General features: G+C 68.7%; 18 protein-coding genes. 14 read left to right on the forward strand and 4 right to left on the reverse strand.

From position 1 onward, the window contains the following. Position 1: 1 nt before the first annotated feature. Positions 2–2857 carry a bifunctional [glutamate--ammonia ligase]-adenylyl-L-tyrosine phosphorylase/[glutamate--ammonia-ligase] adenylyltransferase gene (gene glnE, locus AC3WTD_RS13175; protein ID WP_492614037.1) on the reverse strand — a complete coding sequence of 952 codons (2856 nt, stop codon included), beginning with the start codon at positions 2855–2857 and terminating at the stop codon, positions 2–4. Positions 2858–3028: 171 nt separating this feature from the next. On the opposite strand from glnE, the gene AC3WTD_RS13180 reads away from it, so the two are divergent. After that, entirely contained in the window at positions 3029–4918 is a 1890-nt protein-coding gene (locus AC3WTD_RS13180; RefSeq protein WP_492614038.1) for an LTA synthase family protein, read from the forward strand. A gap of 176 nt (positions 4919–5094) precedes the next feature. Continuing rightward, positions 5095–5628: a hypothetical protein gene (locus tag AC3WTD_RS13185; protein WP_492614039.1), complete on the forward strand. Its 534-nt coding sequence runs from the start codon at positions 5095–5097 to the stop codon at positions 5626–5628. 129 nt (positions 5629–5757) lie between these two features. Here AC3WTD_RS13185 and AC3WTD_RS13190 read toward each other — a convergent pair whose 3' ends face one another. From AC3WTD_RS13190 to AC3WTD_RS13200, 3 genes are all read right to left on the reverse strand, one after another. Continuing rightward, positions 5758–5901 carry a hypothetical protein gene (locus AC3WTD_RS13190; RefSeq protein WP_185754554.1) on the reverse strand — a complete coding sequence of 48 codons (144 nt, stop codon included), beginning with the start codon at positions 5899–5901 and terminating at the stop codon, positions 5758–5760. 251 nt (positions 5902–6152) lie between these two features. Continuing rightward, a complete protein-coding gene (groL, locus tag AC3WTD_RS13195; RefSeq protein ID WP_027491395.1) occupies positions 6153–7802 on the reverse strand; it encodes a chaperonin GroEL in 1650 nt (549 codons plus the stop codon). Between the two features lie 131 nt (positions 7803–7933). After that, the gene (locus AC3WTD_RS13200) at positions 7934–8227 is read right to left on the reverse strand and encodes a co-chaperone GroES (RefSeq protein ID WP_492614040.1); all 294 of its coding nucleotides are present in this window, start codon (positions 8225–8227) and stop codon (positions 7934–7936) included. A gap of 237 nt (positions 8228–8464) precedes the next feature. Between AC3WTD_RS13200 and cutA the strand changes: the two genes are divergently transcribed. The 12 genes from cutA to purH all read left to right on the forward strand — a co-directional run bounded on the left by cutA (position 8465) and on the right by purH (position 19759). Further along, positions 8465–8809: a divalent-cation tolerance protein CutA gene (gene cutA, locus AC3WTD_RS13205; protein ID WP_027491394.1), complete on the forward strand. Its 345-nt coding sequence runs from the start codon at positions 8465–8467 to the stop codon at positions 8807–8809. Between the two features lie 63 nt (positions 8810–8872). Further along, on the forward strand, positions 8873–9769 hold the full coding sequence (locus AC3WTD_RS13210) for a DMT family transporter (RefSeq protein ID WP_492614041.1): 897 nt from the start codon (positions 8873–8875) through the stop codon (positions 9767–9769). 72 nt (positions 9770–9841) lie between these two features. Then, a complete protein-coding gene (locus AC3WTD_RS13215) occupies positions 9842–12031 on the forward strand; it encodes a protein-disulfide reductase DsbD family protein (protein ID WP_492614042.1) in 2190 nt (729 codons plus the stop codon). Next, positions 12031–12570: a TlpA family protein disulfide reductase gene (locus AC3WTD_RS13220; protein WP_492614043.1), complete on the forward strand. Its 540-nt coding sequence runs from the start codon at positions 12031–12033 to the stop codon at positions 12568–12570. The genes AC3WTD_RS13215 and AC3WTD_RS13220 overlap by 1 nt, the downstream gene beginning before the upstream one ends. A 133-nt stretch (positions 12571–12703) precedes the next feature. Beyond that, positions 12704–13156, forward strand: coding sequence for a type II 3-dehydroquinate dehydratase (gene aroQ, locus AC3WTD_RS13225; RefSeq protein ID WP_027491390.1), 453 nt, complete (start codon positions 12704–12706; stop codon positions 13154–13156). A 75-nt stretch (positions 13157–13231) separates the two neighbouring features. Further along, on the forward strand, positions 13232–13690 hold the full coding sequence (gene accB / locus AC3WTD_RS13230; protein ID WP_027491389.1) for an acetyl-CoA carboxylase biotin carboxyl carrier protein: 459 nt from the start codon (positions 13232–13234) through the stop codon (positions 13688–13690). Between the two features lie 17 nt (positions 13691–13707). Continuing rightward, positions 13708–14088: a four helix bundle protein gene (locus AC3WTD_RS13235; protein WP_027491388.1), complete on the forward strand. Its 381-nt coding sequence runs from the start codon at positions 13708–13710 to the stop codon at positions 14086–14088. A 52-nt stretch (positions 14089–14140) separates the two neighbouring features. Next, complete coding sequence (accC, locus tag AC3WTD_RS13240) at positions 14141–15508, forward strand: acetyl-CoA carboxylase biotin carboxylase subunit (protein ID WP_027491387.1); 1368 nt, start codon at positions 14141–14143, stop codon at positions 15506–15508. A 120-nt stretch (positions 15509–15628) separates the two neighbouring features. Next, the gene (gene prmA / locus AC3WTD_RS13245) at positions 15629–16546 is read left to right on the forward strand and encodes a 50S ribosomal protein L11 methyltransferase (protein ID WP_492614044.1); all 918 of its coding nucleotides are present in this window, start codon (positions 15629–15631) and stop codon (positions 16544–16546) included. A gap of 107 nt (positions 16547–16653) precedes the next feature. Further along, positions 16654–17514 carry a zinc-ribbon and DUF3426 domain-containing protein gene (locus tag AC3WTD_RS13250; protein WP_027491385.1) on the forward strand — a complete coding sequence of 287 codons (861 nt, stop codon included), beginning with the start codon at positions 16654–16656 and terminating at the stop codon, positions 17512–17514. Positions 17515–17670: 156 nt separating this feature from the next. Continuing rightward, complete coding sequence (locus tag AC3WTD_RS13255) at positions 17671–17994, forward strand: helix-turn-helix domain-containing protein (RefSeq protein ID WP_492614045.1); 324 nt, start codon at positions 17671–17673, stop codon at positions 17992–17994. Between the two features lie 154 nt (positions 17995–18148). Then, positions 18149–19759, forward strand: a complete 1611-nt coding sequence (gene purH / locus AC3WTD_RS13260; RefSeq protein ID WP_492614046.1) for a bifunctional phosphoribosylaminoimidazolecarboxamide formyltransferase/IMP cyclohydrolase — start codon at positions 18149–18151, stop codon at positions 19757–19759. Positions 19760–19824 lie beyond the last annotated feature (65 nt).

Raw genomic sequence — 19824 nt, forward strand, 5'->3', positions numbered from 1 at the left:
TTCAGCCAAACGCAAAACCCAGCGCATCGGTGACCCCGCGCACGCTGCCGCACAGCTGCTCCAACGCCGCCTCGCGCGGCGCGATGCGCGGGCGCAGGTCGAGCGTGCAGGCCAGCGCGCGACGCAGCAGCTCGGCGTGGGCCGCGGCGAGGGCCGCCGCCTGCCGATCGTCGAGCAGCCCGGCGACGCGGCAGGCTTCGATCAGTCCGGCATTCGCGGTGACGCCGAGCAGGCCCGGCTGTTCGGCCGCGTGCGCCAGCACCAGCCCCTGCAGCGCGAACTCGATGTCGAGCAGGCCACCGTGGCCCTGCTTGAGGTCGAACTGGCGCTCGTCGGAGCGGTCGCGCTCGGCGCGCCAGCGTTGGCGCATGCTGCCGACCTCGGCCAGCACGGTGGCGCGCTCGCGCGGCACCGCCAGGATCGCGCGGCGGACCCTGGCCAGCTCGGCGTTCAGCGCCCCATCGCCGGCCACCGGACGCGCGCGCAGCAGCGCCTGGTGTTCCCAGGTCCACGCGCGACTCTGTTGGTAGGCCACGAAGGCGTCCAGGCTGCCGACCAGCAGGCCCTTGGAGCCGTCCGGGCGCAGGCGGGTATCGACTTCGTACAGGCGACCGCCGCGGGTCAGCACGGTGAGCCAGTTCATCACCCGCTGGGCCAGGCGCTGGTACCAGCGTGAGCCCTCGATCGGCCGCGCGCCGTCGCTCAATGCCTGCGCGCGGCGACCGTCGTAGACGAACACCAGGTCGAGGTCGGAAGCAAAGCCGAGCTCCTCGCCGCCGAGACTGCCGTAGCCCAGCACGGAGAAGCCGGAACCCGGCTGCATGTCGGCTCCCGGCAGGCGGCCGTGCTGGGCGACCAGCTCGCGCGCGGCCAGCGCCAGCACCGCGCCCACCACCGACTCGGCCAGCGCGGCCAGCCGGCGCGCGGTGGCTACCGCGTCGGCGCGGCCGTCGTTGAAGGCCAGGCCGAGACGGAACGCGGTGGAGGCCTTGAACTCGTTGATCCGCTCCAGCTCCGCCTCGGCCTCGCGCTCCTCCAGCGTGCCCAGCACGCGGGCGATCTCGGCCGTGATGTCGGCGCGCTTGAGCGGCAACTGGTCGATGCGCGGGTCGAGCACGTCGTCCAGCAGCAGCGGCTGCGCGATGACGCGCTCGGCGAGGAAGGCGCTGTCGGCGAACAGCCGCACCAGCCGCCGCCGCGCCGCCGGCTGCTCCTCCAGCAGCGCGAGGTAGGACGAGCGCCGCGCCACCGCCTGCATCAGCCGGCACAGCCGCAGCAGGCTGGCCACCGGCGCGCGGGTGGCGCGCGCGGCGTCGAACAGCTGCGGCATCAGGTGGTCGAGCCGTTCGCGCGAGCGCGGCGACATCGCGCGCACCGCCGCGGCCTGCGGCAATTTCAGCAGCGCATCCGCCAGTTCGTCGCCGGGCGCGAAACCGGAAGCCTCCAGCGTGGCGGCATCCAGCGATTCGTCGCAGGCGCGCTGCCACAGCAGCTTGTCGGCCGCCGGCACGCGGGCGGCGCGGCCACCCTGCGGCATCAGCACGGCGGCGAATTCCTCGCTGACATTGGCGCGCTGCCTGGCCAGCGCGGCGTGCAGGCTGTCCCAGTCGGGGTAGTCGAGGCCGCGCGCGATGCGCTCGCGGCTGAGCGCGTCGGCGGGGACGTCGTGGGTCTGCGTGTCGCGCAGCATCTGTACGCGGTTCTCGACCCGGCGCAGCAGCACGTACGCCTCGCGCAGCATGCGCGCGCGCGCCGCGCCGATGTGGCCGCGCGCCTCGCACGCGGTCAGCGCGCCGAGCAGGCCGCGCACGCGCAGGCTGGGTTCGCGGCCGCCGCGGATCAGCTGGGTCAGCTGCACGATGAACTCGATCTCGCGGATGCCGCCGGCGCCGAGCTTGAGGTTGTCGGCGAGGTCCTTGCGCGCCACCTCCGCGTCGATCAGCGCCTTCATCTCGCGCAGCCCCGCGAATGCGGTGTAGTCGAGGTACCTGCGGTACACGAACGGACGCAGCAGTTCCTGCAGCTGCTTGCCGGCGGCGAGGTCGCCGGCCACCGGGCGCGCCTTGATCCAGGCGTAACGCTCCCAGTCGCGGCCCTCGCTCTGGTAGTACTGCTCCATCGCGGCGAACGACAGCGCCAGCCGCCCGGCGTTGCCGAACGGGCGCAGGCGCAGGTCGACCCGCGCGCAGATGCCGTCCATGGTGGGCTCGTTCAGCAGGCGCACCAGCTGGCGGCCGAGCCGCACGAAGTACTCGCTGTTGTCCAGCGGACGCGCACCGTCGCTGTGGCCGCCCTGCGGGTAGGCAAATACCAGGTCGATGTCGGAGGAGAAGTTCAGCTCGCTGCCGCCGAGCTTGCCGAAACCGATCACCAGCAACCGCTGCCGCACACCGTCGTGGTCGCGGCTGTGGCCGTAGCGCGCGGCCAGCGCGTGCTCGGACCAGCCCAGCGCCCGTTCGAGCAGCGCTTCGTACAGCACGCTGGTGGCGGACAGCGTTTCCGGCAGCTCGTCCAGCGCGTTGACGTCGCGGAACACCAGCCGCAGCGCCTCGGCATGGCGGAAGCGGCGCAGCGCGGTCATGCAGGCGGCTTCGTCCGCCGGCAGCTTCAACGCGTCGAGGCGCGCGCCGGCGTCGCTGCCCGAGCGCAGCCGCTCCAGCCCGGCCGGCGCCAGCAGCTGCGGCTGGCGGCACCACACCTCGAAGGCAAAGTCGCTGGCCAGCAAGGTGCGACGGATGCGCTCGGCCACGCCGGCGTCGTCGTGCAGCGGTACGCCGGCGGCACGGCAACGAGCGGCCAGCTCGGCATAGCGGTCGTCGATCAGCGCCTGCAGCGCGGCGGATTCCGGATGGGTCATCCGGCCATTGTGCCGCATGGGGGGTGGTTGCCGAAGCCGGCCGGCCACCCGTGAGACCAGCTTGAACAAGCCGCATGCAAGCCCGAAACTCGCCGGCCACGCCTATCCGCGGTTCATCTCGATGTCATTACATTGACAAGTCCAAACCATGACAGTAGCCACGGAACTGCCATGCCCCTGAATTCCGCCAATCCGTCCGCACGCTGGCGCGTCATCGTCCTCCGCGCCGCGCTACTGCTGCTGCTGGTGCTGGCCTTCGTGCTGCTGACCGGGCTGCTGGACGGTGGCGTCGGGGTAGCCCCGTTGCGCCTGTTCGACCAGGCCCGGGTCCCGCTGGCCAACGCCTGGCCGGGTCTGCTGCTGGCCGGCATACTGCTGGCGATCAGCCGGCGCGCGCTGCTGTCGTTCGCGCTGGCGTTCCTGCTGCAGGGGCTGCTGTACGCGGTGAACGTGCTGAAGGTGGCGAACCTCGGCACGCCGCTGCTGCCGGACGATTTCCGCATCGTCGGCCAGCTGCACAAGGGCGGCATGCACATCCTCTCCGGCTACCTGCCGCACAGCCCGTGGCCGTACCTGGGCCTGCTCACCGCGGTGGCCTTGGTTGTCGCGGCGTGGCGGCTTGAACCGCCGCTGTTCCCGCGCCGCACCCGCGGCGCGCGGCTGCTCGGCGGCGGCGTGCTGGCGCTGGCACTGGCCAGCATTCTGCTCGGCCTGCCCGCCTGGGCCAAGGTCTACAACGGCAGGACGCTGTGGCTCGAACCGTGGTCGGCGATCTCCACCACCGCCCATTCCGGCCTGGTCAGCACGCTGATGCTGTTCCATCTCGAATACAACAAGGGCGAGCGCAAGCCCGACCGCGCCGCGGCGGCCAGGCTGATCGAGCAATCCACGCCGGCCCTGCTGCAGTCGATGCAGGCGTCGGCGGCCGGCAGCGAACTGCCCGACATCGTGGTGGTGCAGAGCGAGTCGTTCTTCGACCCGAGCATCATACGCGGCTACGAACGCAGCAACTTCACGCCAAACCTGCGCCGGCTCGCCGCGCGCGGCACCAGCGGCAAGCTGCACGTGCCTACCTTCGGCGGCGGCACCATCCGCACCGAGTTCGAGGTGCTCACCGGCTTGTCGCTGCGCTACTTCGACAACCTGCAGTTCCCCTACCTGCAGATGAGCCACAAGGCACTGCCAGGGCTGGTGCGCACGCTGAACCGGCATGGCTACCGCACGACCGCGCTGCACGGCAACGATCCGGCGTTCTGGAACCGCACCACTGCCTTCAAGGCGATCGGCTTCGACCGCTTCGTGTCGCAGTCCTCGTTCCCGCCCACCGCGACGAACGACGGCCAGTACATGGCCGACAGCGCGATGACCGACGAGATCATGGTCCAGCTGAAGGACGACGGCCCGCCGCAGTTCATTTTCGCCATCAGCATCGAGGCACACGGCCCGTACGACGTCGAGCCCGCCCAGGTTGCCGAGCGCGACGCGATTCCGGTGCCCGAGGGCATCTCGGGTCAGGACAAGCTGGAACTGCAAACCTACCTCTACCACCTGAAGCACGCCGACGCCGAACTCGGCCGGCTGGCAAAACTGCTGGCCGGGCGTCAGCGGCCCAGCGTGCTGCTGTTCTACGGCGACCACCTGCCTGCGCTCAGCAACAGTTACCAGACCACCGGCTTCGTCGACGGCGGCGACATGCTGGGCCAGGCCGGGGTGTGGCTGTTGGTCGATCCGAAGCGCCCGGGCAAGCGCAGCAGCGTCGAAACCGCTTCGTGGCTGCTGCCCGGCAAGCTGCTGGCCCACGTCGGCATCCACGACGACCCGTACTTCGCGCTGACCGAACTGGTCGGCCCGCAGCTGGCCGCGCTCACCGAAGCCCCCGGCGCGCCGCCGCTGCCTGCGGGCGACGCGCAGCAGCAACTCGACCAGGCCATGGCCAGTATCGACCAGCTGCGCATGAAGGACAAACTGGACAACCTGCTGCCGCAGCCGGCGGCGACGGCGACCGGCGTGCTTGCCCATCGCGACGCCGCGCAGAGGCCGTCGTCCGCCACCATCCAGTGACGCGAGGGATTCGGCGCCGGCGTCGGGATCGCCGTTCAGCGAACTGTCCGGCGGCTGAAGGCGGCGACCCCACGTTCAGACGACAGTTCGCCAGCGACGCCTAGGTTCGACCTGCCCGCAGAGCGGCGCGCAGGGGCGTGCTCGGCGGCCTTTCCCCTATCGTGGAGGCTCATCCCATGCGCAAGACCATGCTTTCCGTGCTCGTCATCGGTGCCAGCGTATTCACCGCATCCGCTTTCGCCCAAGCCCACCTGGGCGGCGGCACCCGGGCCGATGCCGGTATCCGTGCCGGCGTCGCCGCACCCGGCGCCATCCACGCCGCCGATCAGGCCACCACCCAGACGGAACGGACCCTGCATCGCAGCAGTTCCCACGTAAAACAGCATGCCCGCAAGACCGTCGACAAGACCCGCTCGGACATCGACGACCACGCCGGCACCGACGCGGATGCCAACGACACGATCGAAGCGGGCGCCGGCGACGCGCATGCCGACGCCAACGCCGACGCGGGCGAAGGCCTCGATACCGCCGCCAATGCCGGCAAGGCTGGCGAGATGGGCCGGGGCGTGGGCGGCGAGGTGCGCGACGACGCACATGCGGCGATCCAGTCCACCGACCGCGCGGCCGGCTCGATCGGTGACGCCGTGCGGGGCGTCAACGCCAGCGGCAACGCCCACGTCAGCGGCAATGCCCACGCCCACGGGCACTGAGCCTTCGGCGAATGCGGCAACGCCAAGCCTCGGGAGGCAACTCCCGGGGCTTTTACTTTGCTGCCGACACTGGACGCGAAGGCTTTCCGCCCCTCCGCGAGACCTGTCTGCGATGCGCAGGCGTACCAATCAATCGTCGGGGCGGCGGTTGTGCCAATGGTCGATACCCGTAGCAAAGTACGCGGCATCCAAGCTCATCGCCAGGGAAGCTGCCATACCCGGCGCGGCAACGGTCTCGTCGAATGCATTTCCAAGCACCGGCTCGAAGCTCACGCCCTGCCGCCTGAGCCGGCGCGGGAACCCGCCACATTTCATCGACTCGTCCCTGTCCGTTCGCCGGCAGCACGACAACATTTTTGATGCATGCAACAACATGCCACTACGGCGAGGCCGCAACGCGGCCAAAGAAAAACCCCGCCGTAGCGGGGTTTTTCGTGTTGCCTTGGATTTCCGGTGCGTTGAGCGGCAGCCCTGCCGCTCGAACGCGCCGAGTTGATCCGTCGCCGCGCAACGGCGGGGGATACTCAGAAATCCATGCCGCCCATGCCGCCCATGCCGCCGCCCATGCCGCCGGCGCCGTGGTTGTGCTCTTCCTTCTTCGGCAGTTCGGCGACGATCGCCTCGGTGGTGATCGCTAGGCCGGCGACCGACGCGGCGTGCTGCAGCGCCGTGCGGGTCACCTTGGTCGGGTCCAGGATGCCCATCTCGACCATATCGCCGAACTCGCCGCTGGCGGCGTTGTAGCCGTAGTTGCCCTTGCCTTCCTTCACCTTGTTCAGCACCACGCTCGGCTCTTCGCCGGCGTTGGCGACGATCGCGCGCAGCGGCGCTTCCAGCGCGCGGCGGGTGATCGCGATGCCCAGGTTCTGGTCGGTGTTGTCGCCCTTGAGGCCTTCGACTGCCTTCAGCGCACGGATCAGCGCAACGCCGCCGCCGGGCACCACACCCTCTTCCACGGCTGCACGAGTCGCATGCAGGGCGTCTTCGACGCGGGCCTTCTTTTCCTTCATCTCGACTTCCGTCGCCGCGCCGACCTTGATCACGGCCACGCCGCCGGCCAGCTTGGCCACGCGCTCCTGCAGCTTTTCGCGGTCGTAGTCGGAGGAGGTCTCCTCGATCTGCGCCTTGATCTGCTTGATGCGCGACTGGATCTTCTCCGCCTCGCCGGCACCATCGATGATGGTGGTGTTTTCCTTGGTGATCACGATGCGCTTGGCGCGGCCCAGATCGCCGATGGTGGTCTTCTCCAGCGACAGGCCCACTTCTTCGGACACGACCTGGCCGTTGGTGAGGATGGCGATATCCTCCAGGATCGCCTTGCGACGGTCACCGAAGCCCGGCGCCTTGACGGCGGCGACCTTGACGATGCCGCGGATGGTGTTGACCACCAGCGTGGCCAGTGCCTCGCCCTCGACTTCCTCGGCCACGATCAGCAGCGGCTTGCCGGCCTTGGCGACGGCTTCCAGCACGGGCAGCAGCTCGCGCACGTTGGAGATCTTCTTGTCGTGAATCAGGATGTACGGGTCGTCCAGCTCGACCTGCTGGCTCTGCTGGTTGTTGATGAAGTACGGCGACAGGTAGCCGCGGTCGAACTGCATGCCCTCGACCACGTCCAGCTCGTTGTCCAGGCCCGAGCCCTCCTCGACGGTGATCACGCCTTCCTTGCCGACCTTCTTCATCGCGGTGGCGATGATGTCGCCGATGTTGGTGTCGGAGTTGGCCGAGATGGTGCCGACCTGGGCGATTTCCTTGTCGTTCGCGGTCGGGTTGGAGAGCTTCTTCAGCTCGCCGACGGCGGCCGCGACGGCCTTGTCGATGCCGCGCTTCAGGTCCATCGGGTTCATGCCCGCGGCGACGGCCTTGAGGCCTTCCTGGATGAACGCCTGCGCCAGCACGGTGGCGGTGGTGGTGCCGTCACCGGCGACGTCGGAGGTCTTGGAGGCGGCTTCCTTGACGATCTGCGCGCCGAGGTTCTCGTACTTGTCGGCCAGCTCGATCTCCTTGGCGACGGACACGCCGTCCTTGGTGATCGTGGGTGCGCCGAAGCTCTTCTCGAGCACGACGTTGCGGCCCTTCGGGCCGAGCGTGACCTTGACGGCATTGGCGAGCGTGTTCACGCCCTTGAGCATGCGCGAGCGGGCGTCTTCGCCGAAACGGACTTCTTTGGCTGCCATAACTTGACTCCGGGATTTGGGATTCGGGATTTGGGATTCGGAAAAGCGGATGTGGCGAGAACGGGACGGGACGGCGATGATCGGGACGAAGCGCGATGCGCCTGCGAATCCCGAATCCCCAATCCCGGCTCTTAGCCCTCGATCACCGCCACGATGTCGTCTTCCTTCAGGAAGACCAGCTCTTCGCCGTCGATCTTGATTTCCTGGCCGGCGTACTTGCCGAACAGCACCACGTCGCCGGTCTTCAGCGACATCGGGCGCACCTTGCCGTCGCTCAGGATCAGGCCGGTGCCGGCGGCGACGACCTTGCCGCGGGTCGGCTTCTCGGTGGCGCTGTCGGGGATGACGATGCCACCGGCGGAAACGCGCTCTTCTTCGAGACGCTTGACGATGACGCGATCGTGCAGGGGACGCAGTGTGCTCATGGAGGACTCCAGCTGACTTGGATGGTGGACGGACAAGGCTTTCAAGACCCGGGCCGGCGGTCTTGCTAGCACTCGAAGTGAACGAGTGCCAATTTTACGGGTATGCGACCCCGCTGCAAGAGCTTGGCGAACCGGGGATGCAGCAGCTAATTGGGCGGACCGGGCTCCGTTTCAAGGGCTGGCCGCCAAATCGCCCATGGCCACGCACGGCCGGCGCGACCCGGGTACGCTTCAGGCATGACCGACCCCGCCACCGTCCTGCTCTGCTATTGCAGCTGTCCCGACGCCGCCAGCGCCCAGGCGATCGCCGAAGCCCTGGTCGGCGAGCGGCTGGCCGCCTGCGTCAACCGCCTGCCCGGCGTCCACTCCACCTACCGCTGGCAGGGCGCGGTGAGCCAGGACCGCGAGGAACTGCTGCTGATCAAGACCACTGCCGTCCGCTTCGACGCGCTGAAAAGCCGCCTGCTCCAACTGCACCCGTACGAGCTGCCCGAGCTGGTCGCGGTACCGGTGGAGCGCGGCCACGCGGCCTACCTGGACTGGGTGCGCGAGGCGACCGGCGAGGCAGCGCAAGACTGCTGACAATCCTTGTCAGCGGCAGGGCGTTAAATTGCATCTTCGCCACCCCGCTGCCGCCTCCCCAAGATGAAGAAGATCGACTACGCCGTGCTGCTGTCGCTGGGCGCCCTGTGGGGCGGCTCGTTCCTGTTCATGCGCATGGGTGCCGGCGCCTTCGGCGCGCTGCCGCTGGCCGGGCTGCGCGCGATCGGCGCCGCGCTGTGCTTCCTGCCGCTGCTGGTCTCGCGTGCGCGGTTGGCCGAATGGCGGGCGCACTGGTGGCCGATCGCGGTGGTCGGGCTGACCAACTCGGCGCTGCCGTTTGTGCTGTTCACCTTCGCCACGCGCAGCCTGCCGGCGGGCATGGCCTCGATCATCGACGGCATGACGCCGATGTTCGCCGCGCTGATCGGCTGGCTGTGGCTGGGCCAGCGACTGGATGTATGGCGCGGCGCCGGGCTGGCGATCGGCTTTGCCGGCGTGGTCTGGCTGGCTGAGGGCAGCCTCGCGCTGGGGCCGGGCGCGGACGTGGCGCTGCTGGCCTGCGTCGCCGCCACCGTGCTGTACGGCTTTGCGGTGCATTACACCCACCTGCGTCTGGGCCGGGTGACGCCGCTGGTGGTGACGGTCGGCAGCCACATGGTGGCCGCGCTGCTGCTGTTGCCGACCACGCTGCTGGCGTGGCCGGCGCAGCCACCGCCGCTGCAGGCCTGGCTGGCCGCCGCGGGGCTGGCCGTGCTGTGCACGGCGCTGGCCTACGTGCTGTTCTTCTGGGTGCTGGCGCGGGTCGGCGCGACGCGGATCATGGTGATCCCGTACCTGATCCCGGCGTTCGGCGTGCTGTGGGGTGCGCTGCTGCTGGGCGAGCCGGTGAGCGCGCGCCTGCTCGGCGGCTGCGCGGTGATCCTGCTCGGCACCGCGCTCACCACCGGGCTGGTGCGCACACGGCGCGCCGCGCCAGCGCTGGCCCCCGAGGAGGCATAAGGCCGTAAGGAACGGAAGCGCGATCGGCATGGTCCATAATGGCTGTCCTGCCGTTGTGCCACTGGAATCGCGATGCGCCTGATCTCCGGCCGCCTGGCCGCCCGCCTGCCCGCACTGGCCCTGCTGCTGCTCGGCCTGCTGTGCACCGCGCCCGCGCCGGCGCAGGACACGGAAAGCCTGCTGCCGGTGACCGAGGCCTACAAGCTCAGCGCCGACACCAGCACCCCGGGCGTGCTGAAGCTGCACTGGACCATCGCACCGGACTACTACCTCTACCGCGGCCGCATGAAGTTCAAGGGCGGCGACGGCGTCACGCTCGGCGAGGCGCAGCTGCCGGACGGCAGGAAGGACCACGACGAGTATCTCGGCGACGTGGAAACCTACCGCCACGGCGTCGACGCCAGCATCCCGTACACGGTCGCCGCCGGCACCACGCGACTCACCCTGAGCGTGCAATACCAGGGCTGCCACGAGGTCGACCCGAAGATCTGCTATCCGCCGCATACCGAGAAGCTGGACCTGCCGCTGCCGGCCAACGCCGGCGTGGCGGCGACGCCGGCGGCCGGCAACGCATTGGGTGCGGCACTGAGCCGGCTGGGCAGCAGCACCAGTACGACCGCGGTGGGCGCACCGCTGCCGGCCGAGCAGGCGTTCCACTTCGAGGCGCTGGCGCAGGGTCCCAAACACCTGTTGCTGCGCTGGACGATGCCGAAGGGCTACTACCTGTACCGCGACCAGACCGCGCTGAAGCTCGCCGACGCCGCCGGTCTCACGCTGACGCCCGCGTGGCCGCCCGGCGTCGCGCATCGCGATGAACATTACGGCGAGGTCATCGTCTACTTCGACCAGGTCGAACTGCCGGTGACGGTGGAGGGCGACCTGGCCGGCCGCACGCATCTCGCGCTGCAGGCGAGTTTCCAAGGCTGCCAGGACGGCGGCCTGTGCTATCCGCTGATGACGCGCACGGTGGACATCGAGCTGAACAGCGGTGCGGCAACGGCCGGCACACCGGCGCCGGAGCTGCCACCGGCCGATCTTGTCGGCGGCCCATTGCAGGTCAGCCTGCTCGCCGCCCTGCTGTTGGCGCTGGGCGGCGGCCTGGTGCTGAACCTGATGCCGTGTGTGCTGCCGGTGCTGTCGATCAAGGCGGTCAGCGTGCTGGAAAGCGGCGAGAACCGCGCCACCGCACGCCGCCATGCGCTGTTCTACACCGCCGGCGTGCTGTGCAGCTTTGCCGCGCTTGGGCTGGGCATCCTCGCCCTGCGCGCCGCGGGTCATGCGCTGGGCTGGGGCTCGCAGCTGCAGCAGCCGCTGCTGGTGGGCGTGCTGGCCTGCGTGATGCTGGCGGTAGGCCTGTCGATGTCCGGCGTGGTGCAGTTCGGCGCCTCGCTGGGCAACACCGGCGCGTCGCTGGCATCGCGTTCCGGGCCGGCCGGTGACTTCTTCACTGGCGTGCTGGCGGTGGTGGTGGCCAGCCCGTGCACCGCGCCGTTCATGGGCAGCGCGCTGGCCTATGCGTTCGCCGCGCCGATGCTGTCGGCGCTGCTGGTGTTCATTGTGCTGGGCGTGGGGTTGGCGCTGCCGTTCCTGGCGGTCGGCTTCGTGCCCGCGCTGGCGCGCCTGCTGCCGAAGCCGGGGCGCTGGATGGAAACGCTGAAGCAGGTGCTGGCGTTCCCGATGTACCTCACCGCCGCCTGGCTGGTCTGGGTGCTGGCGAACCAGCGCGGCGCCGACGCGGTCGGCCTGGTGCTGGTGGCGATGGTGCTGCTGGCGATGACGCTGTGGTGGTTCGAGCGCAGCCGCTCGCGCGGCGCGGCCAGCAAGGTCGCGGTGGTAATGCTGGCGCTCGCCACCCTGGCGCCGCTGTACCTGCTGGCCCACGTGCCACCGCCGTCGGCGGCCGCCACGGCCGAGCAGGGCGTGGTCGCCTACACCCCGCAGAAACTTACCGAATTGCGCGCCGCCGGCACCCCGGTGTTCGTCGACATCACCGCCGACTGGTGCGTCACCTGCAAGGCGAACGAGCACGCGGTGCTGAACACGCAGGCGTTCCGCAACCTGCTCAGGCGCACCGACACGGTCTACATGAAGGGCGACTGGACCGACGTCAACCCGGCCATCAGCGCCTTCCTGCAGGAATACCACTCGCCCGGTGTGCCGCTGTACGTGGTGTTCCCGAAAAACCGCGGACCGGGCCGACAGCTGCCCACCGTGCTGACCTACTCGATGGTCGAGCAGGCGCTGACCGAAGCGACGCGCTGATGCTGAGCCGCAGCAACTGGCTGATCATCGGCCTGGCGGTGCTGGCCGCCGCGCTGGGCGGCTACGCGCAACGCCACCAGCGGCAAGTCGATTCGCCGCCGCCAAGCCTGCTCGGCCAGCCGCTGCCGCCGCTGGTGCTGCCCGACCTGGATGGCAAGCCGCACCGGCTGGACGATTACCGCGGCCGCCGGGTGCTGCTGAATTTCTGGGCCAGCTGGTGCGCGCCATGCCTGCAGGAGATGCCGGCGTTGGCTGAGGCCCAGGCCAAGTTCGGCGAACAGGGGGCGATCGTGGTTGGAATTGCAATGGATGAGCCTGCGCACGTTCACGCCTTTTTGGCCGCACATGCGGTGGATTACCCCATCCTGATCGGCGATCTTGGCCCGCCCAGCACCTCATTGAAACTCGGCAATACGCGTCAGGTGTTGCCTTATAGCGTGCTGATCGACGCCGATGGGCGCATTTTGGCCACGCATGCCGGCCCGCTCCCGCCCGCGCAGCTGGTGCGGTGGCTGGCGCCGGCGCAGGTCGGGCACTGACATACGCCCACGCACGGAAATCCAACGCTTCTCCGCCAAACATCGCCGATCTGCAGCGAACTGGACAACATCCTAGACTGCGTGCACACTGCGCCCGGTTCCGGATCCCCCGGACGCTGGCCGGAACACCACCGTGGCGAAAATCCTGGTCCTGCACGGACCCAACCTCAACCTACTGGGCGCGCGCGAGCCGCACATCTACGGCCACGAGACCCTGGCCGAGATCAACCAGCAGCTGGCCGAGCGGGCGCGCGCGGCCGGGCACGAGCTGGTCTGGTTCCAGTCCAACGCCGAGCATGAGCTGGTCGGGCGCATCCACCAGGGCCGTGACGACGGCACCGCGATGGTCCTGTGCAACGCCGGCGCGTTCACCCACACCAGCATCGCGCTGCGCGACGCGTTCGCCGCCGTGGCGATTCCGTTCATCGAGCTGCACCTGTCGAACGTGTTCGCCCGCGAGCCGTTTCGCCACCAGTCCTATCTGTCCGACATCGCGCTCGGCCTGATCTGCGGCTTCGGCGCCGACAGCTACCGGCTGGCGCTGGACGTCGCGCTGCAGCGGCTGCAGGCCGGCCGCGTTCCCTGATGCCGCGGCCACGCGGCCACCCCATTCAACTCCCAGCCACCGCGGCGGTGGCCTGACTGACCAAAGGCTGATCCGATGGATTTGCGCAAAATCAAGAAGCTGATCGACTTGCTCGAGGAATCCAACCTCGCCGAGCTGGAAATCAAGGAAGGCGAGGAAGTCGTGCGCCTGTCGCGCGTGCCGAAGAACGCCGCACCGGTCGCCGCCGCGCCAGTGGCCCCGGTCGCCGTGGCCGCCGCACCGGTCGCTGCCGCACCGGCGGTCGCCGTCGAGGCGCCCGCCGTGGATGCGCTGCCGGCAGGCCATGTGGTGAAGGCACCGATGGTCGGCACCTTCTACGCCTCGGCCACCCCGGGCACGCCCGCCTTCGTCAAGGTCGGCCAGCAGGTCAAGGCCGGCGAGACGCTGGGCATCATCGAGGCGATGAAGATGTTCAACCAGATCGAGGCCGACGTGGCCGGCACCGTGCAGGCGATCCTGGTCGAGAACGGCCAGCCGGTGGAATTCGACGAACCCATGTTCGTGATTGGCTGAGCGGCCGGGATTCGGGAATGGGGATTCGGGATTCGGCAAAGCGGCCACACCACCAGCTTGAAGTGTGGCGCGATGCCATGGACCTTGTCGAAGCCATTTATCGAATCAGTGCCGGTTTCCCGGACTCCGAACGTTTTACGCTCACTTCGCAACTGCGGCGTGCCGCGATCAGCATCCCGTCGAACATTGCGGAGGGTGCGGCCCGCCGATCCACACCTGAGTATCTGCGGTTCCTGTCCATGGCTCGCGGCTCCTTGTCCGAACTGGACACGCAACTGCAAATCGCCGAACGACTCGCCTATGTCTCCGGCGCAAATGACGTAACCGAGCTGACCGATCGAGTGTTTGCCAAACTCAACGCGCTTATCCGATCCATCGAAGCCAAGAGAGGTGACTGATGCAAAGCCGGCTCTCGCTCCTACGAATCCCGAATCCCGAATCCCGAATCCCATGCTAGAAAAAGTCGTCATCGCCAACCGCGGCGAAATCGCGCTGCGTGTATTGCGCGCCTGCCACAGCCTTGGCATCAAGACCGTGGCGGTGCATTCCACCGTGGATCGCAATCTGAAGCACGTCGGCCTCGCCGACGAGTCGATCTGCATCGGCCCCGGGCCGTCGGTCGACAGCTACCTCAACATCCCACGGATCATCGCCGCGGCGGAGATCACCGACGCCCAGGCGATCCACCCCGGCTACGGCTTCCTCGCCGAGCGCGCCGACTTCGCTGAGCAGGTGGAGCAGTCCGGCTTCGTCTTCATCGGCCCGACCGCCGAAGTGATCCGCCTGATGGGCGACAAGGTCGAGGCGATCCGCACGATGAAGTCGGCCGGCGTGCCCTGCGTGCCGGGTTCCGGCGGCCCGCTCGGCGAGGACGTCGACGAGAACATGCGAATCGCCCGCGAGATCGGCTACCCGGTGATCATCAAGGCCGCCGGCGGCGGTGGCGGCCGCGGCATGCGCGTGGTGCGCACCGAGGCGCACCTGGGCAACTCCATCGTGATGACCAAGCAGGAAGCCAAGGCGGCATTCGGCAACGACCAGGTGTACATGGAGAAATTCCTGGAGAATCCGCGCCACGTGGAGGTCCAGGTGCTCGCCGACGGCCAGGGCCACGCCATCCACCTGGGCGAGCGCGACTGCTCGATGCAGCGCCGCCACCAGAAGGTGGTGGAGGAAGCGCCGGCGCCGGGCATCACGCCCGAGCAGCGCGCGACGATCGGCAAGGTCTGCGTGGACGCCTGCCTGCGCATCGGCTACCGCGGCGCCGGCACGTTCGAGTTCCTGTTCGAGAACGGCCGCTTTTACTTCATCGAGATGAACACCCGCATCCAGGTCGAGCACCCGGTGACCGAGTTCATCACCGGCGTGGACCTGGTGCGCGAGCAGCTGTTGATCGCCGGCGGCGAGAAGCTGTCGATTCGCCAGGAGGACGTGAAGATCACCGGCCACGCGATCGAGTGCCGCATCAACGCCGAGGATCCGGACACGTTCATGCCCAGCCCAGGCACGGTGAAACGCTTCGAGGCACCCGGCGGCCCCGGCGTGCGCGTGGACACCCACCTGTACGACGGCTACAAGATCCCGCCGAACTACGACTCGATGATCGGCAAGCTGATCGTGCACGGCCCCGACCGCGAGACCGCCATCGCGCGCATGCGCCTGGCGCTGGCCGAGACGGTGATCGAAGGCGTCAAGTGCAATATCCCGCTGCAGCAGCGGATCATGGCCGACGCCGGCTTCCAGCACGGCGGCCAGAACATCCACTACCTCGAGAAGCGGATGGCCGAGCAGAAGGATAAAGGCGCCACCGCCGCCTGACCTCACGTAGGAGCGCACCCGGTGCGCGATGCCTTTCCGTCACGTGACGAAGAGCATCGCGCACCACTGAAGGAAGTCCCTTGTGGACAGGGTGCGCTCCCACCGCTACCGAACATGCCCATGCCTTTCCTCGAACTCTCCCTGATCGTCCGCATCGAACAGCAGCCCCGCGCGGAAGAAGCGCTGGAAGACCTCGGCGCGTTGTCGGTCACGCTACGCGACGCCGATGCCGAGACGCCGGACGAGCAGGCGATCTTCGAGCCGGGCGTGGGCGAGCTGCCGCTGTGGCCCACGATCACGCTCAACGCACTGTTCGACGAACGTGCCGACCGCCGCGGCCTCGCCGCCGCGCTGAGCGAACTGCTGCCCTGGCTCGAACCCGGCCAGCTGGACTTCACCGAGGTCGCCGACCAGGATTGGGAACGCGCCTGGATGGACCAGTTCAAGCCGATGTCGTTCGGCCGGCGGCTGTGGATCTATCCGTGGAACATCGAGCCGCCGATGGATGAGGATCCCTCCGGCACCTCCGCTCGCGTCGTGATACGCCTCGACCCCGGCCTCGCCTTCGGCAGCGGCACCCATCCAACCACCGCGCTGTGCCTGGAATGGCTGGACGGCCTCGACCTCGGCGGCAAGACCATCACCGACTACGGCTGCGGCTCGGGCATCCTGGCCATCGCCGCGCTGAAGCTGGGCGCCGCCAGCGCGACCGGCATCGACAACGACCCGCAGGCACTCACCGCCTCGCGCGACAATGCTGAACGCAACGGTGTGGCCGACCGTCTCGCGCTGTACCTGCCGGAAGATTTCGACACCGAGGCGGCCGACGTCTTCATCGCCAACATCCTGGCCGGCCCGCTCGGCGAACTGGCCCCCAGCTTCGCCGCCGCCGCGAAGCCCGGCGCGCCGTTCGCCATCTCCGGCATCCTTGCCGGCCAGCAGGACGAGCTGCTGCAGCGCTACGCCGAATGGTTCGACGAGCTGCGCGTGGACACCCGCGAGGACTGGGTGCGCATCAGCGGCCGGCGCCGCCGCTGAGCATCTGGCCGAGGTCGCCGGCATGGCCGTCCATAGCGTCGGGCATGCACTGAAGCCGCCGCGACCACCCTGCTAAGCTTGCCGGGTATCGATCCGCAACGGTCCGCATGTATACCCAGTGTCCCGAATGCCTGTCCGTGTTTTCGCTTGACGCGCAGACGCTGGCGCAGGCGCACGGCCACGTCGTGTGCGGGCATTGTGAAGCCGGCTTCGACAGCCTCGCCACGCTCGCCGAGCAGCTGCCGCCGGAGCCGTTTGTCGAGCTGTCGCTGAACCAGCCCGCGCTGGAACCGCCGCAACTGGACCTGGTGGTCTATCGACCGCGTCCCGAACCGCCGGCGGTAGTCGTTGCCAATGCGGCGGTCGCCGCGGCCACGCCGCGGCCGGCGATCGATGATTTTTCGCAACTGGTGTTCGCACCGCGTTTCGCCCGCGAGCCGCGTGTGCCACCGCACGGACGGGCGGCCCGACGCAGCCGGCGGCACCTGTACTCGTCCGGCGAGCGGCACTGGCCGTGGATGGTGGCTTGCCTGTTGCTCACGCTGTTGCTCGCCGCGCAGCTGGCCTGGGCCAAGCGCGACGAGCTGATCCGCCAACCCGTCGTGGGCCACTGGCTGCGCGGCGGTTGCGCCATGCTCGGCTGCGAACTGCCGCTGGTCGCCGCGCCGCGGCAGCTGCACCTGCTGGCCAGCAACGTGCAAGCCCATCCCAGCGTCGCCGGTGCGCTGATGATCAGCGCCAGCGTGCGCAACGATGCCGCCTTCGCCCAGCCCTGGCCGGTGCTGACGATCGCCCTGTCCGACGCACAGGGTCGGCGCATCGCCATGCGTCGGCTGCAGCCGGCGGATTACCTGGATGACGCCACCATCCAGCGCCATGGCCTGGCGCCTGGCGGCAGCGCCGTGCTGCTGCTGGAGGTGGAGGATCCGGGCGACAAGGCGGTGGCATTCGAGATCGGTTTCGAATAATGACGTTCGCGGTACTTAAAATTGTCGGCCCGCGCGGGTAGACTCGACCGCTCGCGCCGACATGTCTGACGACATGCCACAGACGCCGCGACACGCAAGAGCAGCCATAACCATAAGCAGCGACCGATGCAGTCGCCACTTCGCACGCGAGGGAAAATGTCCGTGAATGCTGTAAGACTGCCTGCTGCCGAGGCCGCAAAACAGGCCTCGTTGCAGGGCACGGGTTCGCCTGGCGCCAGCCTCCAAGGGCAGAGCGCGCTGAGCGAATGCGTCACCCGCATGGTGCGCCGCTACCTTGCCGACATCGGCGACACCGAATGCGCCAAGGGCCTGCATGCGCTGGTGCTGCACGAGGTCGAGGTGCCGCTGCTGCGCGAGGTGCTGGCATTCCACGATGGCAACCAGAGCCGCGCCGCCAGCGCGCTCGGCATCAACCGCGCCACCTTGCGCAAGAAGCTGGCTGCACACGGCTTGCTCTGAGAGCCCGGATTCGGGAGACGGGATTCGGGATTTGCAAAAGCCGGCTCCCAAGCGCTTCGCCATCTGCGTACTGCGCACTCATCCCACCCCGATTGTCCAGCTCCCCCTCCGCGCCCGAATCCCGTCTCCCAAATCCCGAATCCCGGAGTAATCCATGTCCGCCCCCCAGCTCGTCCCGGTCCGTCGCGCCCTGCTCAGTGTTTCCGACAAGAGCGGGCTGATCGAGCTGGGCCGGCGGCTGGCCGCGAAGGGCATCGAGCTGCTTTCCACCGGTGGCAGCGCGAAGGCGCTGCGCGAAGCGGGCATCGCGGTCACCGAAGTCAGTGACATCACCGGTTTTCCGGAGATCATGGACGGCCGCGTGAAGACGCTGCACCCGAAGGTGCATGGCGGTCTGCTCGGCCGCCGCGGCACCGACGACCAGGTGATGGCCGAGCTGGGCATCGCGCCGATCGACCTGCTGGTGCTCAATCTCTACCCGTTCGAGAGCACCGTGGCGAAGCCCGATTGCACGCTGGAGCAGGCGATCGAGAACATCGACATCGGCGGCCCGGCGATGCTGCGCTCGGCGGCGAAGAACTGGAACGACGTGGGCGTGCTGACCGCGCCTGAGCAGTACGAGAGCGCGCTGGCCGAGATCGAAAGCCAGGGCGGCCTCACCCGCGCCACCCGCTTCAGGCTCGCGGTGGCGGCGTTCAACAACGTGTCCAGCTACGACGGCGCGATCAGCGACTACCTGTCCGGGCTGGAGCTCAACGACACGCAGGACGCGATCGCCGGCCATGCCGCCTTCCCGGGTCAGGTCAACGGCCGCTTCGTGAAGCTGATGGACCTGCGCTACGGCGAGAACCCGCACCAGCAGGCTGCGTTCTACCGCGACCTGTATCCGGCGCCGGGCACGCTGGCCACCTTCCGTCAGCTGCAGGGCAAGGAGCTGTCGTTCAACAACATCGCCGACGCCGACGCCGCGTGGGAATGCGTGCGCAGCTTCGTCAAGCCGGCCTGCGTGATCGTCAAGCACGCCAACCCGTGCGGCGTGGCGGTGAGCCTGGACGGCATCGGCAAGGCGTATGACCTGGCCTTCCAGACCGACCCCACCTCCGCCTTCGGCGGCATCATCGCGTTCAACCGCGAAGTCGACGGCGCCACCGCGAAGGCCATCGTCGAGCGCCAGTTCGTCGAGGTGGTGCTGGCGCCGGCCTATGCGGATGACGCGCTGAAGGCCTTCCACAAGAAGGGCAACGTGCGCGTGCTGGTGATCCCGACGCCTGCTGGCGGCGACTTGCGTGCCGCACACCCCGGCATGAATTCCAAGCGGGTCGGTTCCGGTCTGCTGATCCAGAGTGCCGACACCGGCATGATCAGCGCGGCGGACCTGAAGGTGGTGACCCGCAAGGCGCCCACCGAAGCGCAGATCCACGACCTCATCTTCGCCTGGAAGGTGGCCAAGTTCGTCAAGTCCAACGCCATCGTCTATGCGAAGGAGCGCCAGACCATCGGCATCGGCGCCGGCCAGATGAGCCGCGTCTACAGCGCGAAGATCGCCGGCATCAAGGCCGCCGACGAAAAGCTCGAAGTGCGCGGCTCGGTGATGGCGAGCGATGCGTTCTTCCCGTTCCGCGATGGCATCGACGCCGCCGCCGCCGCGGGCATCAGCGCGGTGATCCAGCCCGGCGGCTCGATGCGCGACGCCGAGGTGATCGCCGCCGCCGACGAGCACGGCATGGCGATGGTGTTCACCGGCATGCGCCACTTCCGCCACTGAGGTCGAGGGCCCCATGTAGGCGCACCCTGTGCGCGATGCTTTTGCGTCACGTGACGAAAAGCATC

The sequence above is a fragment of the Rhodanobacter sp. FW106-PBR-R2A-1-15 genome (assembly GCF_058789735.1).

What these genes read in the sequence shown, in the direction of transcription:
- glnE (WP_492614037.1), bottom strand. Translation starts at nt 2,857, where the DNA reads ATGACCCATCCGGAATCCGCCGCGCTGCAGGCGCTGATCGACGACCGC.
- AC3WTD_RS13180 (WP_492614038.1), top strand. Translation starts at nt 3,029, where the DNA reads ATGCCCCTGAATTCCGCCAATCCGTCCGCACGCTGGCGCGTCATCGTC.
- AC3WTD_RS13185 (WP_492614039.1), top strand. Translation starts at nt 5,095, where the DNA reads ATGCGCAAGACCATGCTTTCCGTGCTCGTCATCGGTGCCAGCGTATTC.
- groL (WP_027491395.1), bottom strand. Translation starts at nt 7,802, where the DNA reads ATGGCAGCCAAAGAAGTCCGTTTCGGCGAAGACGCCCGCTCGCGCATG.
- AC3WTD_RS13200 (WP_492614040.1), bottom strand. Translation starts at nt 8,227, where the DNA reads ATGAGCACACTGCGTCCCCTGCACGATCGCGTCATCGTCAAGCGTCTC.
- cutA (WP_027491394.1), top strand. Translation starts at nt 8,465, where the DNA reads ATGACCGACCCCGCCACCGTCCTGCTCTGCTATTGCAGCTGTCCCGAC.
- AC3WTD_RS13210 (WP_492614041.1), top strand. Translation starts at nt 8,873, where the DNA reads ATGAAGAAGATCGACTACGCCGTGCTGCTGTCGCTGGGCGCCCTGTGG.
- AC3WTD_RS13215 (WP_492614042.1), top strand. Translation starts at nt 9,842, where the DNA reads ATGCGCCTGATCTCCGGCCGCCTGGCCGCCCGCCTGCCCGCACTGGCC.
- AC3WTD_RS13220 (WP_492614043.1), top strand. Translation starts at nt 12,031, where the DNA reads ATGCTGAGCCGCAGCAACTGGCTGATCATCGGCCTGGCGGTGCTGGCC.
- accB (WP_027491389.1), top strand. Translation starts at nt 13,232, where the DNA reads ATGGATTTGCGCAAAATCAAGAAGCTGATCGACTTGCTCGAGGAATCC.
- AC3WTD_RS13235 (WP_027491388.1), top strand. Translation starts at nt 13,708, where the DNA reads ATGGGGATTCGGGATTCGGCAAAGCGGCCACACCACCAGCTTGAAGTG.
- accC (WP_027491387.1), top strand. Translation starts at nt 14,141, where the DNA reads ATGCTAGAAAAAGTCGTCATCGCCAACCGCGGCGAAATCGCGCTGCGT.
- prmA (WP_492614044.1), top strand. Translation starts at nt 15,629, where the DNA reads ATGCCTTTCCTCGAACTCTCCCTGATCGTCCGCATCGAACAGCAGCCC.
- AC3WTD_RS13250 (WP_027491385.1), top strand. Translation starts at nt 16,654, where the DNA reads ATGTATACCCAGTGTCCCGAATGCCTGTCCGTGTTTTCGCTTGACGCG.
- AC3WTD_RS13255 (WP_492614045.1), top strand. Translation starts at nt 17,671, where the DNA reads ATGTCCGTGAATGCTGTAAGACTGCCTGCTGCCGAGGCCGCAAAACAG.
- purH (WP_492614046.1), top strand. Translation starts at nt 18,149, where the DNA reads ATGTCCGCCCCCCAGCTCGTCCCGGTCCGTCGCGCCCTGCTCAGTGTT.